The organism is Mesorhizobium sp. AA22 (assembly GCF_001672375.2).
GTDB lineage: Bacteria > Pseudomonadota > Alphaproteobacteria > Rhizobiales > Rhizobiaceae > Mesorhizobium > Mesorhizobium wenxiniae.
The window spans coordinates 1585001-1606026 of sequence record NZ_CP048406.1 but is presented as its reverse complement, the minus strand read 5'-3'; the positions used below and the strand labels follow the sequence as shown (position 1 = coordinate 1606026).

Genomic DNA, 21026 nt, shown 5'->3' with positions numbered 1-21026 from the left:
CCGGACATCTCCCCCACGAGGGGGGCGCCGTGGAACGCGACGCCACTGGCTGGGATCCCTCCCCAGCGCGATTGCCGCATGACCCGCAGCCTCATCCTCCTTCGCCGTCGCCTCGTCGGCAGCGTCTTCGTACTGCTGATTGTCGTCATCGGCACTTTCCTTTTGCTGGAAGCCGCCCCCGGCGACGCGGTCGACGCCTATATCGCCTCGACCGGCGGCGATGCCGGCATGATCGAACTGCTGCGCCATCGTTGGGGCCTTGACCAGTCGGCGCTGACGCGGCTGGCCAACTATCTCTGGGCGCTGCTGCATCTCGACCTCGGCCAATCGGTGAGCTTTTTGCGGCCGATCCGCGACGTCATCCTCGAACGCCTGCCCAACACGCTGCTTTTGATGGGTAGCGCCACCGCGCTCTCCTTCGGGCTCGGCTCGGCACTCGGCATCTATGCCGGCGCCAGGCCCGGCAGCTTTCGCGACCGTTTCCTGTCGATCGGTTCGCTGGCGCTCTATGCCGTTCCCGGCTTCTGGCTCGGGCTGGTGCTGATCATCGTCTTCGCCGTCGACCTGCGCTGGTTCCCGATCGGCGGCATCGAGAGCCTCGCGTCGGCCAAGACCGGCCTCGACCGCGCCGTTGATATCGCCAGCCATCTCGTCCTGCCGGTGTGCGCACTCGGCTTCATCTATCTCGCGCTCTACCTGCGCATGATGCGCGCCGGCATGGCCGAGGTCTGGCGACAGGATTTTGTCCTCGCCGCTCGCGCTAAAGGGCTGTCCCGCCGCCGCATCGTGCTCGCCCACGTTGCCCGCAACGCGCTGTTGCCGCTGGTCACCATGCTCGGCCTGCAATCGTCGCAGATGCTCGGCGGCAGCGTCGTCATCGAAAGCGTCTTTTCCGTGCCCGGCCTTGGCCGGCTGGCGCAGGAAGCAGTGGCGGCGCGAGACACGCCGCTGCTGCTCGGCATCATTCTCACCAGCGCCGTTCTGGTTGTCGTGATCAACCTTCTCGTCGACATCGCCTACGCCTTCCTCGATCCGCGCGTCGGCGCCAACGAGGCGAGCGCGTGAACCCGCTTCGCCGCTTTCTTCGGGCGCCGGAAGCGATCGCCGGCGCGATCATCCTGGTGGCGCTGTTTGCCATCGCCCTGTCGGCGTCGCTGTTCTTCCCCGGCGATCCGCAGGCCATTGCCGGGCCGGCATTGCTGCCGCCCTTTCAGGAGTGGTCGCTGCCGCTCGGCACCGACCGGCTTGGCCGTGACGTGCTGGCCGAACTTTTCCACGGCGCCCGCACCTCGCTGGCAGTCGGGCTGGCGGCGGCAGCCGCAGCCATTGCCGTCGGCGCGATAGTCGGCACGCTGGCCGGCTTTACCGGCGGCCTCGTCGACGAAGTCCTTATGCGCATCACTGACGCCTTCCAGACCGTGCCGAGCTTCCTGCTGGCGCTGGCTTTCGTCAGCGTCGTCGGGCCATCGCTCGGCGTCGTCGTCGCGGCGATAGCGCTCGGCGCATGGACCGGTCCGGCGCGCGTAGCGCGAGCCGAAGTGCTGTCGATCCGCGAGCGCGATTTTGTCGCCGGCGCCCGCGTCATCGGCATGCATCCGCTGGAGATCGCCTTTCGCGAAGTGCTGCCCAACGCATTGCCGCCGGTGCTGGCATTGTCGTCGGTGATCGTCGCCGCGGCGATCCTTACTGAAGCGGCATTGTCCTTCCTCGGTCTCGGCGACCCGAACCGCATGACCTGGGGCGGCATGATCGCCGAAGGTCGCGCCGTGCTGCGCACCGCGCCCTTCCTGTCGATCATTCCGGGCGTAGCGCTCGTGCTGACCGTGCTCGGCCTCTATCTCGCCGGCGAAGGCGTCGTCGAAACGACAGCGGTGAGGAGGAGCCTGTCGTGACGGCACTGCTTTCGATCCGCGATTTGACGGTGAGCTATCGCCGCGATGGCGCCGAGGTGGCGGCACTGAAACATGTCAACCTCGATGCCGCCGCCGGCGAGCGCCTCGCCATCATCGGCGAGAGCGGCTCGGGCAAGAGCACGCTGGCGCTGGCCATCGCCGGGCTGCTGCCGGCTTTCTCCAGGATTGACGGCTGCCTTGACTGGTTTTTGCCATCGTCGCCATCCGTTGGTGCCAAGGCACCCCCCTCTGAGGGGGGTGTGAAAGAACGCCAGCCATCCGAATTCATTACCCGGTCCACTCACACCCCCCTCGGCGGCCGCGACATTGGCTTCGTCTTCCAGGACCCCTCGGCCAGCCTCGATCCGGTGATGTCGGTCGGCGAGCAGATCGCGGAAGTTGCGCACACGCATCTCCGCCTTCCTTGGCCGCAATCCTATGCTTGGGCAAAAACCCTGCTCGAACGCGTCCGCCTGTCCGATCCCGACGCCGCCTTGCGCGCCTATCCGCACCAGCTTTCCGGCGGCCAGAAGCAGCGCGTAGCGATCGCCGCCGCGATCGCGGCACGTCCGAAACTGCTGATCGCCGATGAGGCGACCAGCGCGTTGGACACCATCGTGCAGGCCGAGATCGTCGCGCTGATCCGACAATTGGTGGCCGAGGACGGGATGACGCTGCTGTTCGTCAGCCACGACATCGCGCTGGCCACCGAGCTGGCCGAGCGCATCGCCGTGTTCCGGCACGGCGAGCTGGTCGAGCTCGGTGCGACGGCGCAGATCATTGCTGGCCCGCGCCACGCCTACACAAGAGCGCTGCTCGACGCTCATCTCGGCCTCGACGCCGAACCAATGCTGCAGCCGGCAGGAGCATCGAGGTGAGCCGTCCATTGCTGGCTGTTTGCGGCCTGGCCAAACGATATCGTCGCGGCGGCAAGACAATCGCCGCCGTCGATGATGTTTCCTTCGACATCGAGCCCGGCGAGACGCTGGCACTGGCCGGGCCTTCCGGCAGCGGCAAGTCGACCATCGCGCGGCTGCTGCTGCGGCTGATCGAATCGGACGCCGGCCGCATCGAGTTCGAAGGCGGCGATTTCCTATCCCTGAGCGGCGCTGCCTTGCGCGCCCGGCGTGCTCGTCTGCAAATGGTATTTCAGGACCCGCTCGCCGCCTTCAACCCACGCGCCACCGTCGCGCGCGTGCTCGACGATCCGCTGCGGATCCATGGCATCGCAACCCGATCAGAACGCCCGCGCCGCATTGCCGCTCTGCTCGATCGCGTCGGCCTGAGCGCTGATCTCGCCGGCCGCGCCATCCACGAGATCTCGGGCGGCCAGCGCCAGCGCATCGCGATTGCTCGCGCCATCGCGACAAAGCCGTCGCTGATCGTGCTCGACGAAGCGGTGTCCGCGCTCGACGTATCGGTGCGCCGACAGATCCTGCAATTGCTGCTCGATCTGCAGCGCGAGGAACGGATCGCCTATCTGTTCATTTCGCATGATCTCGGCGTTATCAGCGCCATCGCCCATCGTGTCGTCATCCTCGACGCCGGCCGCGTCGCCGAGAGCGGCAACGCCCGTGCGGTCATCGGTGCCCCGCAATCGACGATCGGCAAGGCGCTGGTGACGGCAGCGCCAAAACTGAACAGGACCAGCACGCAAGGCGCGGCCGATCGTCAATAACCCAGCGCGCAACCATCCTTGCGTGGATCGGACGCGCCGGTAAGCGTGCCCTTGTCCCAGTCGATCAGCACCAGTTGGCCGCCGCCATGCGGCTCGGTTGGGATGGACACGTCGTGGCCTCGCTCGCGCAGGCCGGCGATCGCCTCGGCCGGAACGCCACGCTCCGCCTCCACTGCGTCCTGGCGGTAAAACACCCTCGGCGCATCAAGCGCCTCCTGCGGGTCCATGCCGAAATCGATAATGTTGGTGAGCAGGTGGACATGGCCGAACGGCTGGTAGCCGCCGCCCATCACGCCGAACGGCATGATCGCCCGGCCCTTGGCTGTCACCATGCCCGGCATGATGGTGTGCATGGGGCGTTTTCCCGGTGCGATGCGGTTTGGGTGGTCCGCCGCCAGGCGGAAGCTGCTGCCGCGGTTCTGCAGGACGACGCCGGTGCTCGGGCCGACCACCCCGCTGCCGAACGAACCAAAGGTCGAGTTGATGAAGCTGACCGCATTACGATCGCGGTCGACCACGGAGATGTAAACGGTATCGCTCGGCTGAAGCTCAAGCCGAGGCAGATGCGTCATCGCACGCGCCGGATCGATCTCGGCGCGGAGCCGGTCCGCATGCGATCTGGACAACAACTGCTCTACCGGAACATGGACTTGGTTCTGGTCGCCGATGAAATCGTCGCGGTCCTGATAGGCAAGCCGCCCAGCCTCGATCTCGAGGTGAAGGCGCTCGGCGCCGTTCGGTTCCAGGGAGCCGAGCGAGAAGCCTGACAGCACATTCAGCATGATCAGTGCCGTCAGGCCCTGGTTGTTCGGCGGCATCTGATGGATGTCGTAGCCTCGGTAGGACGTACCGACGGGCCTGACATACTCACCCTTCGTGGCCGCAAAATCCTCGAGCGCATGCAGCCCGCCAAGCGCGCGCAGACGCGAGACCATGTCGTCCGCAACCTCGCCTTCGTAAAAGCCGGCGCGGCCACGGCGCGAGACGATGCGCAAGGTGTCGGCCAGTTGCGGCTGCCGGTGCAACTCGCCTGCCTGCGGCGCCCTTCCATCCGGCAGAAATATCCGCGCGGCATGTTCGTCAGCGGCAAGCAAGGCAGCACTTTCAGCCCAGTCGAAGGCGACGCGGTCTTGGACGACGTAGCCCTGTTCGGCGTAGCGTATGGCAGGTGCGAGCGCGGCGTCGATGCCCTTTCTGCCGTGCTTCTCAAGCAGCCGGCACCAGGCGTCAACGGCGCCCGGCACGGTGACCGCGTGCGGACCGGACTCAGGCAGTTCGACATGCCCCCTGTCCAGATACCATTCAGCCGTCGCTGACGCAGGTGCGCGGCCGGAGCCGTTGAAGGCCAGAACCTCGCCTTGGCCGTTGGGACAATAGAGGACAAAACAGTCGCCGCCGATACCGGTCGATTGCGGCTCGACGACCGCCTGCACCGCCGCCGCGCACACGGCTGCATCCATCGCGTTACCGCCGGACCGCAGCATCTCGAGCGCCGCCAGTGTCGCCAGAGGGTGCGATGTCGCGGCCATCGCTTCCGTCGCACGAACCGGCGACCGACCGGGGAGTTGAAAATCACGCATGCAGGATCAATAGCCTCCGACCAACCTGATGTGAACTGGCACCGGCAGCCAAAGGGCTGCGCCACCGAGCACCACGACCGACAGTATCATTGCCGTGGCAGCGCCCAACCCTGGAAAACTGACGGCCTCAATCAGCGAATTTAAAAGCATCCGTGGTGTAATCGGGGTAGGCATCCAGCCTGTCGAAAAGCTCGGCCAGGTCAGGGGTGTCAGCCAATATTCCGGACAGGACCAGCGCAGTCGCCACGCCGGCGCCAATTCCGCCGGCGACATCGTGTTCGACGCTGTCGCCGACACAAACCACGCTGCTTCGGTCCGGGTTGCCCGCCAGCGCCAGCGCGGCGTCGAAGATCGGGGTATAGGGCTTGCCGATACGGGTGACGCTGCCGCCGAGGCTCTCATAGAGATCCGCAAGCTGACCGGCGCCAAAGCGGGGCCCCACGGCGGTCAGCATGATTTTGTCGGGGTTGGTGCAGAAGCACGGCACCTGCCGCATTGCTGCCGGTGCAAAAAGTCTGTGATAGTGATCGATGTCATAGCGATCGCCCTCACTGGCAGCGATCAGCACCAGCTCGGCATCGTCGCCGTCACCGGTCAACGCGAAAGGCAGGCCTTCAATCGCCGAGCGATCGCCCTCGCGGCTGATCAGTAGGCACTTCGTGTTTGGGCGCAGCGTTCCAGATATCGCCATTTCGTGAAAGGACCGCCACGCGATCTCGCCGGAGGAGACAAATTGATCCCAGCTTCCTGGTTGGAAGCCGAGCTTCAGCAAGCGGGCTTCGTTGGGCCGCGCGCGCCTGCCCGAGTTTGAGACCAGCACAATCGTCCTGCCTGCGCGCTTAAGCGCCGACAATGCCTCCACGGCGCCCGGATAAGGGTTTGTACCATCGTGCAGCACGCCGAACTGATCGAGCAGGAACACCTGATAGCGCTCAACCAGCGCTCCGATGCCATCGACATGTTCAACTGTCTTCGTGATCACAAAAGCCCCGCTTCGATTGCGCCCATCAGCGCCAGCCGCGCCGTGCCGGCGGCCGCCTCGTCCGAAAGCGCCGGCAGAAAATCGACGCCCAGCTTGCGCTGCCGGATCGCGGTCCAGGCGGCGTTTGCCGCACCGCCGCCGACACTTCTGACCGAGTTCAGCCGAGGCGCGCCGAGCTCGGCAAGCCGGCGATAGCCGAGCGCCTCGATCTCGGCAATGCCCTCCAACATTCCTTTCAGATAGTCGGCGTCGTCCGCCGGCCGCGGCGTCAGACGCGGCGGCAGGGCAGGATCGGCTACGGGGAAGCGTTCGCCGACCGCGGGAAGTGGATAATAGTCGAGGCCCGTCTCCGTCATAGGGTCGATCGCCGCACTCAACTCGATGATGCGCGCAAGGGGAAAATGCTGCGCCAGCACCTTGCCGCCCGAATTCGACGCACCACCCGCCAGATAGGCATCTCCCAACCGGTGACTATAGATTCCGAACTGCGGCGCCGAGATCGGCCGGTCGGAGAGGATCTTGATGGTCAGCGAGGACCCCAGAGCGGTGACGCCGTCGCCAACTGCCGCAGCCCCCGTCGCCAGGAATGACGCGCAGCCATCCGTTGTCCCGGCGACCACGGCGACGTCGCGCGCCAGGCCGAACAAATCCGCGGCGCTCGCGGAGAGCGTTCCCGTGATGTCGCCCGGCTTGACGACGCGAGGCAGGAGTTCCATGCGCATGGCGGTCGCGGCGATCCAGTCCGGCCAGCGCCGGGCCTCGACGTCGTAACCGGTTTTCAGGGCATTGTTCTCGTCGCTGACATTGAAACGGCCGGAGAACTGTCCCGCGATCCAGTCGGCCTGATGCAGCACCGCGGCAACGCCCGACCGTCGCTGGAACCGGAGCGCCTTGGCGAGACCGGACGTCGCCCCAAGTGCTGCGCTCGCTGCCGGCGCCTCGCGCGCGATCACGGCCAGAATGGCGTCGTCGTCGACCTTGTCATTGTACATCAACGGTTCGGCGAGCGGCCGCCCGGTGCCGTCGACCGGCAGCAGCGTGCCCGAAGTGCCGTCGACGGCAATCGACCGGACCGCGACGCGATCGATGCCTGAAAGCAGTTCGGTCAGCGCCGCGCCGACCGCTGACCACCACACTGATGGGTCGGGGGCGTTCTGGCCAAATCTATCGAGTGGGACGGCGGAACGCGCGGCAATCGAAAAGTCCGGGCGCATGGCGACGGCGCGCGCACCTGATGTGCCGATGTCGATGCCGATCGAAAGGGGGCCGATCGAAAGCGGGCCCTTCGAACGCGCCATGTCAGCTGCCGGCTGCATTGAGTTTCTGGCGGTACTGCTCGGCGTCCCAGTTGATCAGTTCGTCGTTCTCGGCTGCGGTCAGATAGTTCAGCTTCGCCGCGACATCGACCCGCGCCGTCACGTCGGCAAGGCAGCGTTGCATGGCGTCGGCGCCGCCACTCGCGTCGCCGCGCATCAGCACGCCAAGCCCGGGAAACAGGATTGCCACCGGTGCACTGTCGCACCGTTCGGTGACACGCCTCACGTCCTCGCCGGGTCTCGCCACGACCGAACCCTGGCCGAGAAAGATAACGTGATCGGGATAGAGGCTGCCCCCCGACGCCATGCGGCAGCTTTCCTGATCGATCGCGGCCGCATGCGCTTCGACATCCGCCGGCAACCTGTAACCGGTGCGTCCGATGAGCGCCGTCAGTGCAGCAAGGTTGGGCTCCGCCACCTCGCGGGGCGGCCGCGCCAGCAGCCCTGTGACGCGGCGCAGCAGCGCTTCGGCGCCGGCAACGGTCTCGGCTGCGACGACCAGGCCGTGATTGGCAAGGATCAGCATATCGACCCCTGGTCGAAGGCGCTCGGCAATGCCTTGGGCGAGCGGGAGGCCCGGCCGGCGATAGGGAACATACGCCCATTCGAGACCATCGAGGCGCTTGGCGATTTGAGCCTCGCAGTCGGCCTGCACGGCAAGCGAAATAGTGTCGACGCAGTGGACATGCAGGACGACGCGCTGCGGCATCAGGGCATGAACCGTGGTCTCGATCGAGGGGCGCAGCCTGCGTGTGTTGAGCGCCTCGATGGCGAAACCCTGCGGCTTATCGGCGGCCGGGTCGCGCTGTTGGACAGCCCTGAGCAGCGGGGCGATCGCCACGGGCACCATAATGTCTTCGGCGAGCGCATTCTTCAACCAAGTACCGGAAGCCTTGATCCAGAGCGTGTCGCCAGCCTTCAGCGAAGTGTTGCCGCCCGCGGCCTGGGTCAAATGCGGGTCGCGCCCGATGCTGGCCGAAAGCGACCGCAAAGCAGCCAATTCCTGCGCATCCGCATAGTTTGCCATCGAAATTCCTTCACAAAACCGCCGCGTGGCCACGGCTTTGGATATCCCGCTGCCGGGATAACGAGTGATGCTGGTATCGCAGATGCGAGTAAGTTACGTCAATAGTGATCTTATCTAGTCAAATCGAGCTTGCAATCTGGTCGATGTTGAGTAAGTTGCACCAATTGCCGTGGCAAAATGGCATTTCGGGAGGGTATCCGTTGAGCGACTCCGGCCGCCAGCGTCAGATTGTCGAGTTGTTGCGGGATCGCCCCTTCGCCTCAGTGCGCGAGCTGCAGGAGCGGCTCGGCGTGTCGGCAGCGACGGTGCGGCGCGACATCGACAAGATCGATGAGGCCGGTGAAGCACGAAAGGTCTATGGCGGCATCTCGGCGCTCGATGGCGCCTCGCAGGCGGGCGTCGCTTATGCCAGGCCCTATGACGAGAACCGCGATCTCGCAGTCGAAGCCAAGCGGCTGATCGCGGCTCTCGCCGCGACCATGGTGCGCGATGGCGACGCCGTCATCGTGCATGGCGGTTCGACCTGTTTCCATCTCGGTGCCAAGCTCGCCGACCGCAACATCCGGCTCTACACCAACTCGATGCCGCTCATCGCCTATTTGAGCGACCACGGTCATTGCAGCCTAACCATCGCCGGCGGTGAGCTTCATCGCGAGCCTGGCATCATCCATTCGCTCACCCAGGCCGTGCCGTTCTATGCGTCGAAATTCTTTCTTGGCGCGCAAGGCATCGGCCCGGAGGGCGTGCTGGAATCGCATCCGCTGCTGGTCCGCTCCATCGTCGAACTCAGCCTATGCGCCGACCAGATCGTGGTGCTGGCCGACAGCCGCAAACTGTCGATCCACGCGCGCAACATCGCGCTGCCTCTGTCCCGCATCGGCACGCTGGTGACCGATGACGGCCTGTCCGATGCGGACGCACGCATGCTCGAAGACGCCGGCGTCACGGTGCGGATCGCCTCTGCGTCTGGAGCCCTGCAGTGAAGGTGGCCGTCCTCGACTTCGGCAAGACCAACTCGAAGCTCTTCGTCTTTGGTCAGGACGGGCAGATTCTCGATGAGCGCCGGACTCAGCCGAACTGGACGCGCAAAGGCGACTTCAGTGTGCTCGACGAGACAGCGCTTCACGATTGGGCGGCTCGCGTCGTCGGCGAAGCGGTCGACAATCATGGTGTGGAAGGATTGATGGTTTCGGGCCATGGCTGCACCTTTGCCTTGGTCGACAATGCGGCGCTGACGCATCCTATTCTCGACTACGAGCAGGAGCCACCTGCTGAGATCGCCGCGCAGATCGATCGCCGCATTCCGGATTTTCCCGAGACTTTCTCGCCGCTCCTGCCGCTCGGCTTCAACTATGGTCGCCACATGCTGTGGCTGAAGGCGGTGCAACCCAGCGCGTTCGATGCCGCGAAATCGATCCTCGGCTATCCGCAATACTGGAGCTGGCGCTTTGGCGGCCGGGCGGTCTCGGAAGTGTCCTATCTCGGCTGTCACTCGCATCTGTGGGCGCCGCGCAAGCGCGATTTCAGTTCGCTGGTCGACGCCGAGGGCTGGCGCGGCCAGATGCCCGCCTTTGAGCGTGCCGGAGCTGTCATCGGCGAGCGGCGCTTCGGCGGGGCAACACAGCCGATTGCCATCCACAACGGTGTCCATGACAGCAATGCGGCGCTCCATGCCTATCGCCGGCAGGAGCTTGGGCCGGTCACTGTCGTCTCGACCGGCACCTGGGTCGTCGTGCTCAACCCGGACTGCCCCCTCGACGCGCTCGACCGCGACCGCGACATGCTGGTCAATGTCGATGTCGATGCTGGCCCGGTGCCGACCATCCGTTTCATGGGCGGCCGTGAATTCGCGACAATCAGCGCCGGCTGGCAAGGCGCAATCGCCCGCTCCTCGGTACAGCAGGTGATCGACGCCGGCATCATGGCGCTGCCTAGTTTCGCCCCGGGCGGGCCGATGCCTGGCCATCCCGGCGAATTGGTCGGGCGCACACCCAACGCGGAGGAGCGCGCGGCTGTGGCACTGCTCTATGTCGCACTGATGATCGATCTGTGTCTCGAACTGATCCATTCGAACGATACCGTAATCGTCGATGGCGGGCTGAACAGTGGCGGCGTGCTCGCCGCCCTGCTGGCGCAGCTGCGGCCCGGCCAGCTCTTCATGCAGGGCGCCACGCTGGAGGGCAGCGCCACCGGAGCGGCGGCTCTTGCCTTCGAGAGTGTTGGACGCGAATTTGCCGCCGAGGCGCCGGAGCCGGTGTGCGCCTCCGGCTTCGCTGGTCTTGCTGGATACCGCGACAGCTGGCGCGGCCTCTCCGGCGATCGAGGCATCGTTGAAACTGCAGCGCGAGGTGCACGATGACCGCCGCTGCCCAAATCGAGACGGCGCGCCAGCCGATGCTGGAGATGCGGCACATCTCCAAGACGTTCGGCCCGATCCGCGCCTTGCAGGACGTGTCGCTGACCGTCCACGCCGGCGAACTGCACGCGCTGATGGGCGAAAACGGCGCCGGCAAGTCCACGCTGATGAAAGTGCTGTCCGGCGCGTATCGGCCGGATCCAGGCGGCGATATCCTGATCGACGGCACACCGGTTGCGACCGGCGACCCGATCAAGGCGCGCGCCAACGGCATTGCGGTCATCTATCAGGAGCTGTCGCTGGCGCCCAACCTGACGGTTGCGCAGAACATCTTCCTCGGCAACGAGCCGAGACGGTTCGGCATCGTCGACCGCGATCAGTGCAATCGGCGCGCTAACGAGATCATCGCACGGCTCGGCGTCTCTTTCTCGGCGCGGGACTCGGTCTCCAGCCTGTCGCTCGGCGAACGCCAGCTGGTCGAGATCGCTCGCGCGCTGTCGACCAGCGCGCGCATCATCGTCATGGACGAGCCGACCACCTCGCTGACCTCGCGCGAGACGGACAGGTTGTTCGAGGTCATTGCGACGCTGAAGTCGCAGGGCATCGCCATCATCTACATCAGCCACCGAATGGAAGAGGTCTACCAACTTGCTGACCGTGTCAGCGTGCTGCGCGACAGCGGCTTTGTCGGCACGCTCGACCGCGCCGATCTGAACGCCTCGCGCCTCGTTTCGATGATGGTTGGCCGTGATCTGTCCGCCTTCTACAAGAAGGATCACCGCCCGCCGGACAGCAAGCGCGCGATCGCGCTATCGGTGCAGGGCATGTCGGACGGCAATCTTCTGAAGGACTGTTCCTTCGACCTGCACAAGGGCGAAGTCTTGGCGCTGGCGGGCCTGGTCGGCTCAGGCCGCACCGAGCTCGCACGGCTGATCTTCGGTGCCGACAGGCACACATCAGGCACGCTGGAACTCGACGGCAAGCCGATAGCCATCGACTCGCCGCGCGAGGCGCTGGACGCCGGCATCGCCTATCTCACCGAAGACCGCAAGGAACTCGGTCTGTTCCTCGACATGTCGATTTCGGACAATATCAGCATGGGCGTGCTCGCAAGGGACGCGCAGGCCGGCGGCCTGCGCGACTTCGCCACGGCCGAAAGGCGCGCCGCCAAGGCCGTTTCCGACCTCTCCATCCGCACCAGGTCGGTGCAGGCCAATGCCGGCTCTCTGTCGGGCGGCAACCAGCAGAAGGTGCTGCTCGCCCGTCTGCTCGAAACCGAGCCGCGGGTCCTCATCCTCGACGAGCCGACTCGCGGCGTCGATGTCGGGGCGAAGTCCGAAATCTACCGGCTGATCGACGATCTCGCCAAGAAGGGCATCGCCATCCTGATGATCTCCAGCGAACTGCCGGAGGTGATCGGCGTCGCCGACCGCGTGCTGGTGATGCGCGACGGCACTATCGCTGGCGAAGTTATGGCATCCGCCGGCCAGCCGCTCAGTCAGGAAGCAATCATGGAACTTGCAACGGGAGCGGCCAAGGGATGACCGACAAGGCAACCGAGATCAGCGCGGGTGACCAGGCGGTCGGCAGGAGCCGGCGGCTGCGCACCGCCTTCGCCGCGCTTGGCATGCTGCCGGTCCTGATCCTGCTGGCGGCCGGCTTCCAGTTCATGAACCCGCGCTTTCTCACCGAGACCAACCTGTTGATCGTCACGCAGCAGTCGTCGATCAACATCGTGCTCGCGGCCGGCATGACCTTCGTCATCCTGACCGGCGGCATCGACCTGTCCGTCGGCTCCATTCTTGCCGCCTCGGCGATGGTGGCGGTGATGGTGTCGCTGGTGCCGGAGTGGGGCATGCTCGGCGTGCCGGCGGCCATTCTGGTCGGCCTCGGCTTCGGCGTCATCAACGGGCTGCTCGTCGCCTATATCAAGCTGCCGCCCTTCATCGTCACGCTGGGTTCGCTGACAGCCGTGCGCGGCGTCGCCCGCCTGCTCGGCCAGGACACCACGGTGTTCAACTCGGACCTGCCGTTCGACTTCATCGGCAACGGTTCGCTGTTCGGCATCCCCTGGCTGGTCATCATCGCTCTGTCGGTCGTGGTGCTGTCCTGGCTGGTGCTCAAGCGCACCGTGCTCGGCACCTGGATCTATGCCGTCGGCGGCAATGCCGAGGCCGCGCGCCTCACCGGCATCAAGGTGCCGCTGGTGCTGCTCTTCGTCTATGGCGTTTCCGGCCTTCTGGCCGGCCTTGGCGGCGCCATGTCGGCGGCCCGGCTCTACGCGGCCAACGGGCTGCAGCTTGGGCAATCCTACGAACTCGACGCCATTGCCGCGGTCATTCTCGGCGGTACCAGCTTTGTCGGCGGCGTCGGTTCGATCTGGGGCACGCTGATCGGCGGGCTGATCATCGCGGTGCTCTCCAATGGGCTCATCTTGGCCGGTGTTTCGGATATCTGGCAGTACATCATCAAGGGATTGGTCATCATCGTGGCGGTCGCCCTCGACCGCTACAGGCTCCAGGCAGGAGCAAGAACGTGATTGACCTTAGTCGCCGGCGTCAACGACCCGGTTTCATGTAACGCACCGTGAGAGGCGCGGGGCATCAGGAGGAAAACAATGAAGACCATCGCTAAACTGCTCTGCGGCGTTGCCCTTGCGGCCGTCGTCATCGCACCGGCTTCGGCCAAGGATCTGAACAAGGTCGGCATCTCGGTCGGCCTGCTCGGCAACCCGTTCTTCGTCGCCACCATCAAGGGCATCGAGGACGCCGCCAAGAAGATCAATCCTAATGTCGAGGTGACGTCGGTGTCGGCCGACTACGACCTCAACAAGCAGGTCTCGCAGGTCGACTCCTTCATCGCCGCCGGCGTCGACGTGATCATGCTCAACGCCGTCGATGCCAAGGCGATCGCACCGGCGGTGAAGAAGGCGCAGGCGGCGGGCATCGTGGTTGCCGCTTTCGATGTTTCGGCGCCGGGCGCCGACGTCACCGTGATGACCAACAACGTCAAGGCCGGCGAAGCGGCTTGCCAGTATCTGGTCGACCACACCGGCGGCAAGGGCGACTATGTCATCCTGAACGGCCCGGCATCGTCGTCGATCCTGGAGCGGGTCAAAGGCTGCAAGGACGTGCTGGCGAAGCACCCGGATATCAAGATCCTCTCCGACGACCAGAATGCCGAAGGCTCGCGCGACGGTGGCCTGAAGGTGTTCCAGTCGCTGCTGACCCGTTTCGACAAGATCGACGCGGTGTTCGCCATCAATGATCCGACGGCGATCGGCGCCCAGCTTGCGGCCAAGCAGCTCAACCGCTCGGAGTTCATCTTCACCGCGGTCGACGGCGCGCCCGACATCGAGAAGGAACTCTCTTCCGGCACCTCGATGATCAAGGCCTCGGCCTCGCAAGATCCTTACGTCATGGCTGGCCAGTCGCTGCAGATGGCGGCTGAGGTGCTCGCCGGCAAAAAGCCGGCCGAGGCGACGGTACTGCTCGACCCGCAGCTGATCACGGCAGAGAACCTGAAGGACTACAAAGGCTGGACCGCAGCCCGCTAAGCCTCCCAAGGCAGCTGCGGCCGGGATGACCGGCCGCACCTTTTGTCTGAGCATCGGATTTTCCCAAAACCGGGTTCCACTTTGGGTCCGATGCTCTCGACCAGCAGGAGACGATCATGTCGCGCATTGGAATCCATTCTTTCGTCTGGTCGGCAAGCTCGGCGCAAGGCGACCTCGAACGGACGCTGGCCAACACCAAAGAGGCCGGCTTTGACCTGATCGAATTCTCCTATCTCGACCCTGCCAATGTTGACATTGGCGGGCTGGCCAGGCGCATCGCCGACCTCGATCTCGGCGTGGCGATCAGCATCGGACTGCCGGCCGACGGCGACATTTCAAGCGCCGACAAGGCGATTGCGGCGCACGGCGTCGAAATCCTGAAACGTACGATCGCGCTCACCCGCGATCTCGGCGGCCGGAAGGTCGCCGGCATCCTCAGCACCAGCCACGGATTGCAGACTGGGGCGCCGACGCGCGATCAATGGAACCGCAGTGCTGCCACGCTCGCTAAGGTCGCGGAGACCGCCAAGGCCGCCGGCGTCACGCTCAACCTCGAGATCGTCAACCGCTTCGAGAGCAATCTGCTCAACACCGCCGCACAAGGGCTAGCTTTCGTCGAGGACACCGGCTCCGACAACATCTTCCTGCATCTCGACACTTTCCACATGAATATCGAGGAGGCCGATGTCGGGCTGGCCATCCGCCACGCCGCGAAGAAGATCGGCTATGTCCATATCGGCGAGAGCCATCGCGGCTTCCTCGGCACCGGCAACATCGACTTCGCCGCGATCTTCGATGCGCTGACCGCGATCGGCTATAGCGACGACCTCAGCTTCGAATCCTTCTCATCGGAGATCGTCGACGAGAACCTGTCGAAGAAAACCGCCATCTGGCGCAATCTGTGGACCGACAATATGGAACTGGCCCGGCATGCGCGCCGCTTCATAGCCATCGGGCTGGAGACGGCACGGCGCAAGGCCGAGCTTGTTTCATCAAGCCATCGACCTTAGCACCACTTCCCGTTTGCGATCCTCAGGCCAGATCAAAACGTTCCACGGCGCGCATGATGCCGCGCAGTTCGGCGAGGCCCTTCAGCCGGCCGATCAATGAGTAGCCGGGGTTGATCCTGGTCTTGCCGATATCGTCGGCGAGCAGGTGGCTATGATCAGGACGCATGGGAATCCGCCAGTCGGCGCGACCTTCCCTACTGCGGCGCGTCTCTTCCTGCATCAAAGCGAGGATGACATGCGCCATGTCAGTGCCGCCCTCCAGATGCTCGGCTTCATAGAAGGAGCCGTCATCCTCGATGGTTACATTGCGCAGATGGACGAAATGGATCCGGTCGGCGAATTCCTTGACCATGCCGACAATGTCGTTATCGGTGCGCGTACCGTACGAGCCGGTGCAGAATGTCAGGCCGTTCGCCGGGCTGTCGACGGCGTTCAGGATGAAACGCGCGTCCTCGGCGGTCGAGACGATCCGTGGCAAGCCATAGAGTGAGAATGGTGGGTCGTCGGGATGGATGCACATGCGCACCCCCTCCTCCTCGGCCACGGGAATGATCTCGTGCAAAAACCGGGCAAGATTGTTGCGCAACTCCTTCGGCCCGATCGAATCGTATTCCGCCAATGCCTCGCGACAGCTTTCACGGTTGTAACTGCGCTCGGTTGCTGGCAGGCCAGCGATGAGATTGCGCTCGATCCTGTCGATCTGCTCGTCGTTCAGCGCCTTGAAGCGTAATTCCGCCTCTGCGATACGTGCCGCGCTGTAGCTGGCCTCGGCATTCCTGCGCTTCAGGACGAATAGGTCGTATGCGGCAAAATCGATCGCGTCGAAACGCAGGGCGTAGCCCGTCGTTGGAAGCCGATAGGCAAGGTCGGTGCGGGTCCAGTCGACCACAGGCATGAAGTTGTAGCAGATGGTCTTTATGCCGGCTTTCGCCAGCGCACGGATCGTGTCCTTGTACCAGCCAACATAGGCAACCCGTTCCGCCGAGCCGATCTTGATCGAATTGTGGACGGGAATGCTCTCCACGACAGACCAGGTCAGCCCTTCGGCCTCGATGATCCGCTTGCGCTCCAGGATATCCGCCAAAGGCCAGGCGCGGCCGTCATAGATATTATGCAGGGCGGATACAACGCCCGTGGCTCCGGCCTGCTTGACATGATCGAGCGTCACCGGGTCGTCAGGGCCATACCAGCGCCAGCATTGTTCCATCGAGGCTTTCCTTTGCGATAAAACAGAACCGTATTGTTGGGCCACAATGGAAGTCAAATTAAAGGAGTTTGCGCAATGAAGGATTTCGACGGCAAGATCGCTCTGGTGACGGGGACGACCGGGATCGGCCTGGCAACCGCCAGACGTCTTGCGGCGGGCGGCGCGGCGATCATCGCCTGCGGCATCGACCGCGCGGCCAACGCGACGATGACAGCGGAACTGGACAGCTCCGGCGCCGGGGCGCTGGTCATGGCCGTCGACGTCTCCGTGCCGGATCAGGTTCGCGATGCGGTCGCGGCCGGTGTCGAGCGGTTCGGCGGCCTTGATATCATCGTCAATTCCGCGGCGGTCCATCCATATGGAACCGCTGTTAGCACCGATTTCGAAACCTGGAACCAGGCGATGTCCGTCAATGTCGGCTCGATCTACCTGACCGCGCATTTCGGTATTCCCGAGATGATGAAGAGAGGCGGCGGCGCCGTCGTCAACGTGGCTTCGGTGCAGGGCTTCGCCTGCCAGCAGAACGTCGCCGCCTATGCTACGACCAAGGGCGCCATCCACACCCTGACGCGCTCTCTGGCGCTCGACTACGCGCGCTCCGGCATTCGCGTCAATTCCGTCAGCCCGGGCTCGATCCGCACCCCGATCCTTGAACAGGCGGCGCGCGGCGAGAATGGCACCGACGCCGATGTCGAGGCCGCCTACAGGCGCTTCGGCGAAGCCCACCCCATCGGGCGCATCGGCGAGCCGGAGGAAGTGGCGGAACTCATCGCCTTTCTGTGTTCGTCGAAAGCCGGGTTCTGCACCGGTGCGGACTACAGGATCGATGGCGGCCTGACGGCCGGCATCGGCGTGAAGTAGAAACAGGAAGATCGGTCTCGGCCGGCAAACCAATGGCGCTTAACATGCGCGAGTTTGCATACTGCACTTGCAGCCGGTTCAACCGTCTGATTCCCTTGGTTACGCTGGGCTGTCCTGATTCGCTCACTGTCCAAAGTCTTTGCAGTGCGCCAGGAGCAAGCCTTCCACCGACCGCTGCGCTGGCGCATTCAATGGGAGAGACGGCAAATGAACACCGCAACGAGGCCGGCAATCTCGGAGATGAGGCCCAAAATATCCGTCATCGGGGTTGGCGGCGGTGGCGGCAACGCCATTAACAACATGATCGCCGAAGGCTTGCAGGGCACCGAATTTATCGTCGCCAACACCGATGCTCAGGCGCTCACCATGTCGAAGGCAACGCGGCTGATCCAATTGGGAGCGCACGTCACGGAAGGCCTTGGTGCAGGATCCCTGCCCGAGGTCGGCCATGCCGCGGCCGTGGAATCGATCGACGAAATCATGGACCATCTTGCGGGAACGCATATGTGTTTCGTGACCGCGGGCATGGGAGGCGGAACCGGAACTGGTGCGGCACCGGTCATAGCGCAGGCCGCGCGCAACGCGGGAATACTGACCGTGGCCGTCGTCACCAAGCCGTTCGTCTTCGAAGGGAACCGTCGAATGCATGCCGCCAATGAGGGCATCGAGCGGCTCCGCGAAAGCGCCGATACCGTCATCGTCATCCCGAACCAGAACCTCTTCAGGATCGCCGATGCCAGGACGACCTTCGCGGACGCGTTCGCCATGGCGGATCGCGTCCTCTACGCCGGCGTCGGCTGTATCACCGATCTCATCGTCAAGGAAGGGCTGATCAATCTCGACTTTGCCGATGTGAAGTCGGTGATGCGCGATATGGGTCGCGCGATGATGGGAACCGGCGAAGCCACCGGGGAGGACCGCGCCAGGAAGGCGGCCGAAGCAGCGATCGCAAACCCGCTTCTCGACGAAGCGTCGATGATGGGCGCCAAGGGCGTCCTTGTCTCGATATCGGGTGGCACTGATATGACGCTGTTCGAGGTCGACGAAGCTGCCACCCGCATCCGCGAGGAGGTCGACGCCGACGCCGATATCATCGTCGGCGCCATTTTCGACAAGGCGCTCGCCGGAAAATTCAGGGTGTCGGTTGTTGCGACGGGATTGCGTCGCGGGCTCGAGATACCGCTGACGGCGGGTTTGGAAAACCGTGTGAATTGATCGACAAAAAAATTCATGGCCTGGCAGCGCCGGTTGGAATGTCCGGCGAACAAGTGACGCCGGCATCAAAGAAAACCCCAGCAACCATTCGAGATTGCTGGGGGTTTATGCCGAAACTGGTTGCCGGGGACAGGACTTGACTTTCTTTCTCTGTCCAGCTGTGTCGGCTCGCCTCCCTTGCGGGCCTTGACGAGCATCAAAAACTGGCCGCGCCTGGCCGCAAACGCAAAACGGCCCGCACTGAGGCGGGCCGTTTTGGTATTTGGTTGCGGGGACAGGATTTGAACCTGTGACCTTCAGGTTATGAGCCTGACGAGCTACCGGGCTGCTCCACCCCGCGTCAACTAGACGGCGAATGCCGGCCGGGCAGCCCGGACTTTTTGTTTTGTTCGTCCTCGAGGCCTTCGGCCTTTTGCGGGCGAACGGGGCGCTGCTCCACCCCGCGTCAACTAGACGGCGAATGCCGGCCGGGCAGCCCGGGCTTTTTGTTTTGTTCGTCCTCGAGGCCTTCGGCCTTTTGCGGGCGAACGGGGCGCTGCTCCACCCCGCGTCAACTTTTCAACAAGTCAGCGCTTAGTTAGTTCCGCCAACTGAAAGGGCCGCTTGCGCGGCCCGAGCTCCCGATTGGCGGGCCTGTTTTGGTAGAGAGAAGATTTGGATTTTTTGACAACGTGCGTTTTGCAGACCTGGCAGCGACCTACTCTCCCGCGTCTTGAGACGAAGTACCATCAGCGCTGGAGCGTTTCACGGCCGAGTTCGGAATGGGATCGGGTGCAGCCGCTCCGCCATAACCACCAGGTCGGCAAAGCGCACGTTGTTCGAGAAGCTTTTTGAGCGAATAGCCAATAGTGAGTAGCGAATAGGGAACCCTGTTCTGCTCTCTCTGAGCTGTTCGCTGGTCTTATGTGTGCCTTTAGCGTTCTTATGGTCATGGCGCCTTTCGAAGCGAAGCTTCGCAAGGTCGACCGACCGTCGGCGCCGATGCGCCGCACCCACGTAGCGCCGCCCGCAGGGCGGAACAAGCGTGAGTGAGAACAAACCATCTCGGCGCAATCCGAAGGATTGTCGCCCAAAATGGGCATAAGTAATGAGAACGATCAAGCCGATCGAACTATTAGTACCGGTAAGCTTCAAGCGTTGCCGCTCTTCCACACCCGGCCTATCAACGTGGTCGTCTTCCACGGTTCTCAGGGAATACTCGTTTTAAGGTGGGTTTCCCGCTTAGATGCCTTCAGCGGTTATCCCGTCCGGATATAGCTACCCTGCTATGCGGCTGGCGCCACAACAGGTCCACCAGAGATCCGTCCATCCCGGTCCTCTCGTACTAGGGACAGATCCTTTCAATATTCCTACACCCACGGCAGATAGGGACCGAACTGTCTCACGACGTTCTGAACCCAACTCACGTACCGCTTTAAATGGCGAACAGCCATACCCTTGGGACCTGCTCCAGCCCCAGGATGCGATGAGTCGACATCGAGGTGCCAAACAACCCCGTCGATATGGACTCTTGGGGGTCATCAGCCTGTTATCCCCGGCGTACCTTTTATCCGTTGAGCGATGGCCCTTCCACGCGGGACCACCGGATCACTATGACCGACTTTCGTCTCTGCTCGACTTGTCAGTCTCGCAGTCAGGCAGGCTTATGCCATTGCACTCAGCGAACGATTTCCGACCGTTCTGAGCCCACCATCGCGCGCCTCCGTTACTCTTTAGGAGGCGACCGCCCCAGTCAAACTACCCACCATACATTGTCCCGGACCCGGATAACGGGCCGCGGTTAGACATCCATAGTGATAAGGGTGGTATTTCAAGGGTGGCTCCACCTGAGCTGGCGCCCAGGCTTCAAAGCCTACCACCTATCCTACACATGCCACTACGAATGCCAATGTAAAGCTATAGTAAAGGTGCACGGGGTCTTTCCGTCTAACCGCAGGAACCCCGCATCTTCACGGGGAATTCAATTTCACTGAGTCTATGCTGGAGACAGCGGGGAAGTCGTTACGCCATTCGTGCAGGTCGGAACTTACCCGACAAGGAATTTCGCTACCTTAGGACCGTTATAGTTACGGCCGCCGTTTACTGGGGCTTCGATTCAGAGCTTGCACCCCTCCTCTTAACCTTCCAGCACCGGGCAGGCGTCAGACCCTATACGTCGTCTTGCGACTTCGCAGAGCCCTGTGTTTTTGATAAACAGTCGCTACCCCCTGGTCTGTGCCACCCTCCTCCACTTGCGTGGAAAAGGGTCACGCTTCTTCCGAAGTTACGCGTGCAATTTGCCGAGTTCCTTCAGCATAGTTCTCTCAAGCGCCTTGGTATACTCTACCAGTCCACCAGTGTCGGTTT

At 63.6% G+C, this 21026-nt stretch carries 18 protein-coding genes, 1 tRNA gene and 2 rRNA genes (1 of these 21 cut by a window edge); 13 read left to right on the top strand and 8 right to left on the bottom strand.

What is annotated here, in order from left to right; genetic code table 11:
* The first annotated feature begins 78 nt into the window (after nucleotides 1-78).
* The 4 genes from A9K68_RS07800 to A9K68_RS07785 are packed head-to-tail and all read left to right on the top strand — an operon-like array spanning nucleotide 79 to nucleotide 3570.
* Entirely contained in the window at nucleotides 79-1065 is a 987-nt protein-coding gene (locus A9K68_RS07800) for an ABC transporter permease (RefSeq protein ID WP_065009770.1), read from the top strand.
* Nucleotides 1062-1892: an ABC transporter permease gene (locus A9K68_RS07795; RefSeq protein ID WP_065009771.1), complete on the top strand. Its 831-nt coding sequence runs from the start codon at nucleotides 1062-1064 to the stop codon at nucleotides 1890-1892. Before A9K68_RS07800 ends, A9K68_RS07795 begins: the two co-directional genes overlap by 4 nt.
* The gene (locus A9K68_RS07790; protein ID WP_065009772.1) at nucleotides 1889-2770 is read left to right on the top strand and encodes an ABC transporter ATP-binding protein; all 882 of its coding nucleotides are present in this window, start codon (nucleotides 1889-1891) and stop codon (nucleotides 2768-2770) included. Before A9K68_RS07795 ends, A9K68_RS07790 begins: the two co-directional genes overlap by 4 nt.
* Nucleotides 2767-3570 carry an ATP-binding cassette domain-containing protein gene (locus tag A9K68_RS07785; RefSeq protein ID WP_065009773.1) on the top strand — a complete coding sequence of 268 codons (804 nt, stop codon included), beginning with the start codon at nucleotides 2767-2769 and terminating at the stop codon, nucleotides 3568-3570. Before A9K68_RS07790 ends, A9K68_RS07785 begins: the two co-directional genes overlap by 4 nt.
* On the opposite strand, the gene ggt is transcribed toward A9K68_RS07785, so the two are convergent.
* From ggt to A9K68_RS07765, 4 genes are all read right to left on the bottom strand, one after another.
* The gene (gene ggt / locus A9K68_RS07780) at nucleotides 3564-5150 is read right to left on the bottom strand and encodes a gamma-glutamyltransferase (RefSeq protein WP_065009774.1); all 1587 of its coding nucleotides are present in this window, start codon (nucleotides 5148-5150) and stop codon (nucleotides 3564-3566) included. The two genes, A9K68_RS07785 and ggt, sit on opposite strands and share 7 nt — an antisense overlap.
* A gap of 127 nt (nucleotides 5151-5277) precedes the next feature.
* Nucleotides 5278-6132, bottom strand: a complete 855-nt coding sequence (locus A9K68_RS07775) for a TIGR01459 family HAD-type hydrolase (protein WP_065009775.1) — start codon at nucleotides 6130-6132, stop codon at nucleotides 5278-5280.
* A complete protein-coding gene (locus A9K68_RS07770) occupies nucleotides 6129-7430 on the bottom strand; it encodes an FGGY-family carbohydrate kinase (RefSeq protein WP_082982523.1) in 1302 nt (433 codons plus the stop codon). Before A9K68_RS07770 ends, A9K68_RS07775 begins: the two co-directional genes overlap by 4 nt.
* 1 nt (nucleotide 7431) lies before the next feature.
* Nucleotides 7432-8475, bottom strand: coding sequence for a class II aldolase/adducin family protein (locus tag A9K68_RS07765; RefSeq protein ID WP_065009776.1), 1044 nt, complete (start codon nucleotides 8473-8475; stop codon nucleotides 7432-7434).
* Between the two features lie 200 nt (nucleotides 8476-8675).
* Here A9K68_RS07765 and A9K68_RS07760 point away from each other — a divergent pair, with 200 nt between their 5' ends.
* The 6 genes from A9K68_RS07760 (at nucleotide 8676) to A9K68_RS07735 (ending at nucleotide 15397) form a co-directional block, all read left to right on the top strand.
* Nucleotides 8676-9458 carry a DeoR/GlpR family DNA-binding transcription regulator gene (locus A9K68_RS07760; protein ID WP_065009777.1) on the top strand — a complete coding sequence of 261 codons (783 nt, stop codon included), beginning with the start codon at nucleotides 8676-8678 and terminating at the stop codon, nucleotides 9456-9458.
* Nucleotides 9455-10834, top strand: a complete 1380-nt coding sequence (locus A9K68_RS07755) for a carbohydrate kinase (RefSeq protein WP_065009778.1) — start codon at nucleotides 9455-9457, stop codon at nucleotides 10832-10834. Before A9K68_RS07760 ends, A9K68_RS07755 begins: the two co-directional genes overlap by 4 nt.
* Entirely contained in the window at nucleotides 10831-12375 is a 1545-nt protein-coding gene (locus tag A9K68_RS07750; RefSeq protein WP_065009779.1) for a sugar ABC transporter ATP-binding protein, read from the top strand. Before A9K68_RS07755 ends, A9K68_RS07750 begins: the two co-directional genes overlap by 4 nt.
* The gene (locus A9K68_RS07745) at nucleotides 12372-13370 is read left to right on the top strand and encodes a ribose ABC transporter permease (protein WP_065009780.1); all 999 of its coding nucleotides are present in this window, start codon (nucleotides 12372-12374) and stop codon (nucleotides 13368-13370) included. Before A9K68_RS07750 ends, A9K68_RS07745 begins: the two co-directional genes overlap by 4 nt.
* Before the next feature lie 78 nt (nucleotides 13371-13448).
* Nucleotides 13449-14387, top strand: a complete 939-nt coding sequence (locus tag A9K68_RS07740) for an ABC transporter substrate-binding protein (protein ID WP_029348335.1) — start codon at nucleotides 13449-13451, stop codon at nucleotides 14385-14387.
* A 116-nt stretch (nucleotides 14388-14503) separates the two neighbouring features.
* Nucleotides 14504-15397, top strand: coding sequence for a sugar phosphate isomerase/epimerase (locus A9K68_RS07735; protein WP_065009781.1), 894 nt, complete (start codon nucleotides 14504-14506; stop codon nucleotides 15395-15397).
* A 22-nt stretch (nucleotides 15398-15419) separates the two neighbouring features.
* On the opposite strand, the gene uxuA is transcribed toward A9K68_RS07735, so the two are convergent.
* A complete protein-coding gene (gene uxuA, locus A9K68_RS07730) occupies nucleotides 15420-16604 on the bottom strand; it encodes a mannonate dehydratase (protein WP_065009782.1) in 1185 nt (394 codons plus the stop codon).
* A gap of 75 nt (nucleotides 16605-16679) precedes the next feature.
* Between uxuA and A9K68_RS07725 the strand changes: the two genes are divergently transcribed.
* The 3 genes from A9K68_RS07725 to A9K68_RS07715 all read left to right on the top strand — a co-directional run bounded on the left by A9K68_RS07725 (nucleotide 16680) and on the right by A9K68_RS07715 (nucleotide 18820).
* Entirely contained in the window at nucleotides 16680-17465 is a 786-nt protein-coding gene (locus tag A9K68_RS07725) for an SDR family oxidoreductase (protein ID WP_065009783.1), read from the top strand.
* Nucleotides 17466-17672: 207 nt separating this feature from the next.
* Nucleotides 17673-18680, top strand: a complete 1008-nt coding sequence (gene ftsZ, locus A9K68_RS07720; RefSeq protein WP_029348340.1) for a cell division protein FtsZ — start codon at nucleotides 17673-17675, stop codon at nucleotides 18678-18680.
* Nucleotides 18677-18820: a hypothetical protein gene (locus A9K68_RS07715; RefSeq protein WP_156768415.1), complete on the top strand. Its 144-nt coding sequence runs from the start codon at nucleotides 18677-18679 to the stop codon at nucleotides 18818-18820. Before ftsZ ends, A9K68_RS07715 begins: the two co-directional genes overlap by 4 nt.
* A gap of 123 nt (nucleotides 18821-18943) precedes the next feature.
* On the opposite strand, the gene A9K68_RS07710 is transcribed toward A9K68_RS07715, so the two are convergent.
* The 3 genes from A9K68_RS07710 to A9K68_RS07700 all read right to left on the bottom strand — a co-directional run.
* A tRNA-Met gene (locus A9K68_RS07710) sits at nucleotides 18944-19020 on the bottom strand.
* A gap of 344 nt (nucleotides 19021-19364) precedes the next feature.
* Nucleotides 19365-19479 (bottom strand): 5S ribosomal RNA (gene rrf, locus A9K68_RS07705).
* 294 nt (nucleotides 19480-19773) lie between these two features.
* A 23S ribosomal RNA gene (locus A9K68_RS07700) occupies nucleotides 19774-21026 on the bottom strand; it runs 1568 nt beyond the window's last position.

Bases quoted from the DNA above. Each gene is read 5' to 3' on its own strand.
- A9K68_RS07800 (WP_065009770.1), top strand. From the start codon at position 79: ATGACCCGCAGCCTCATCCTCCTTCGCCGTCGCCTCGTCGGCAGCGTC.
- ggt (WP_065009774.1), bottom strand. From the start codon at position 5,150: ATGCGTGATTTTCAACTCCCCGGTCGGTCGCCGGTTCGTGCGACGGAA.
- A9K68_RS07770 (WP_082982523.1), bottom strand. From the start codon at position 7,430: ATGGCGCGTTCGAAGGGCCCGCTTTCGATCGGCCCCCTTTCGATCGGC.
- A9K68_RS07765 (WP_065009776.1), bottom strand. From the start codon at position 8,475: ATGGCAAACTATGCGGATGCGCAGGAATTGGCTGCTTTGCGGTCGCTT.
- A9K68_RS07750 (WP_065009779.1), top strand. From the start codon at position 10,831: ATGACCGCCGCTGCCCAAATCGAGACGGCGCGCCAGCCGATGCTGGAG.
- A9K68_RS07745 (WP_065009780.1), top strand. From the start codon at position 12,372: ATGACCGACAAGGCAACCGAGATCAGCGCGGGTGACCAGGCGGTCGGC.
- A9K68_RS07740 (WP_029348335.1), top strand. From the start codon at position 13,449: ATGAAGACCATCGCTAAACTGCTCTGCGGCGTTGCCCTTGCGGCCGTC.
- A9K68_RS07735 (WP_065009781.1), top strand. From the start codon at position 14,504: ATGTCGCGCATTGGAATCCATTCTTTCGTCTGGTCGGCAAGCTCGGCG.
- uxuA (WP_065009782.1), bottom strand. From the start codon at position 16,604: ATGGAACAATGCTGGCGCTGGTATGGCCCTGACGACCCGGTGACGCTC.
- A9K68_RS07725 (WP_065009783.1), top strand. From the start codon at position 16,680: ATGAAGGATTTCGACGGCAAGATCGCTCTGGTGACGGGGACGACCGGG.
- ftsZ (WP_029348340.1), top strand. From the start codon at position 17,673: ATGAACACCGCAACGAGGCCGGCAATCTCGGAGATGAGGCCCAAAATA.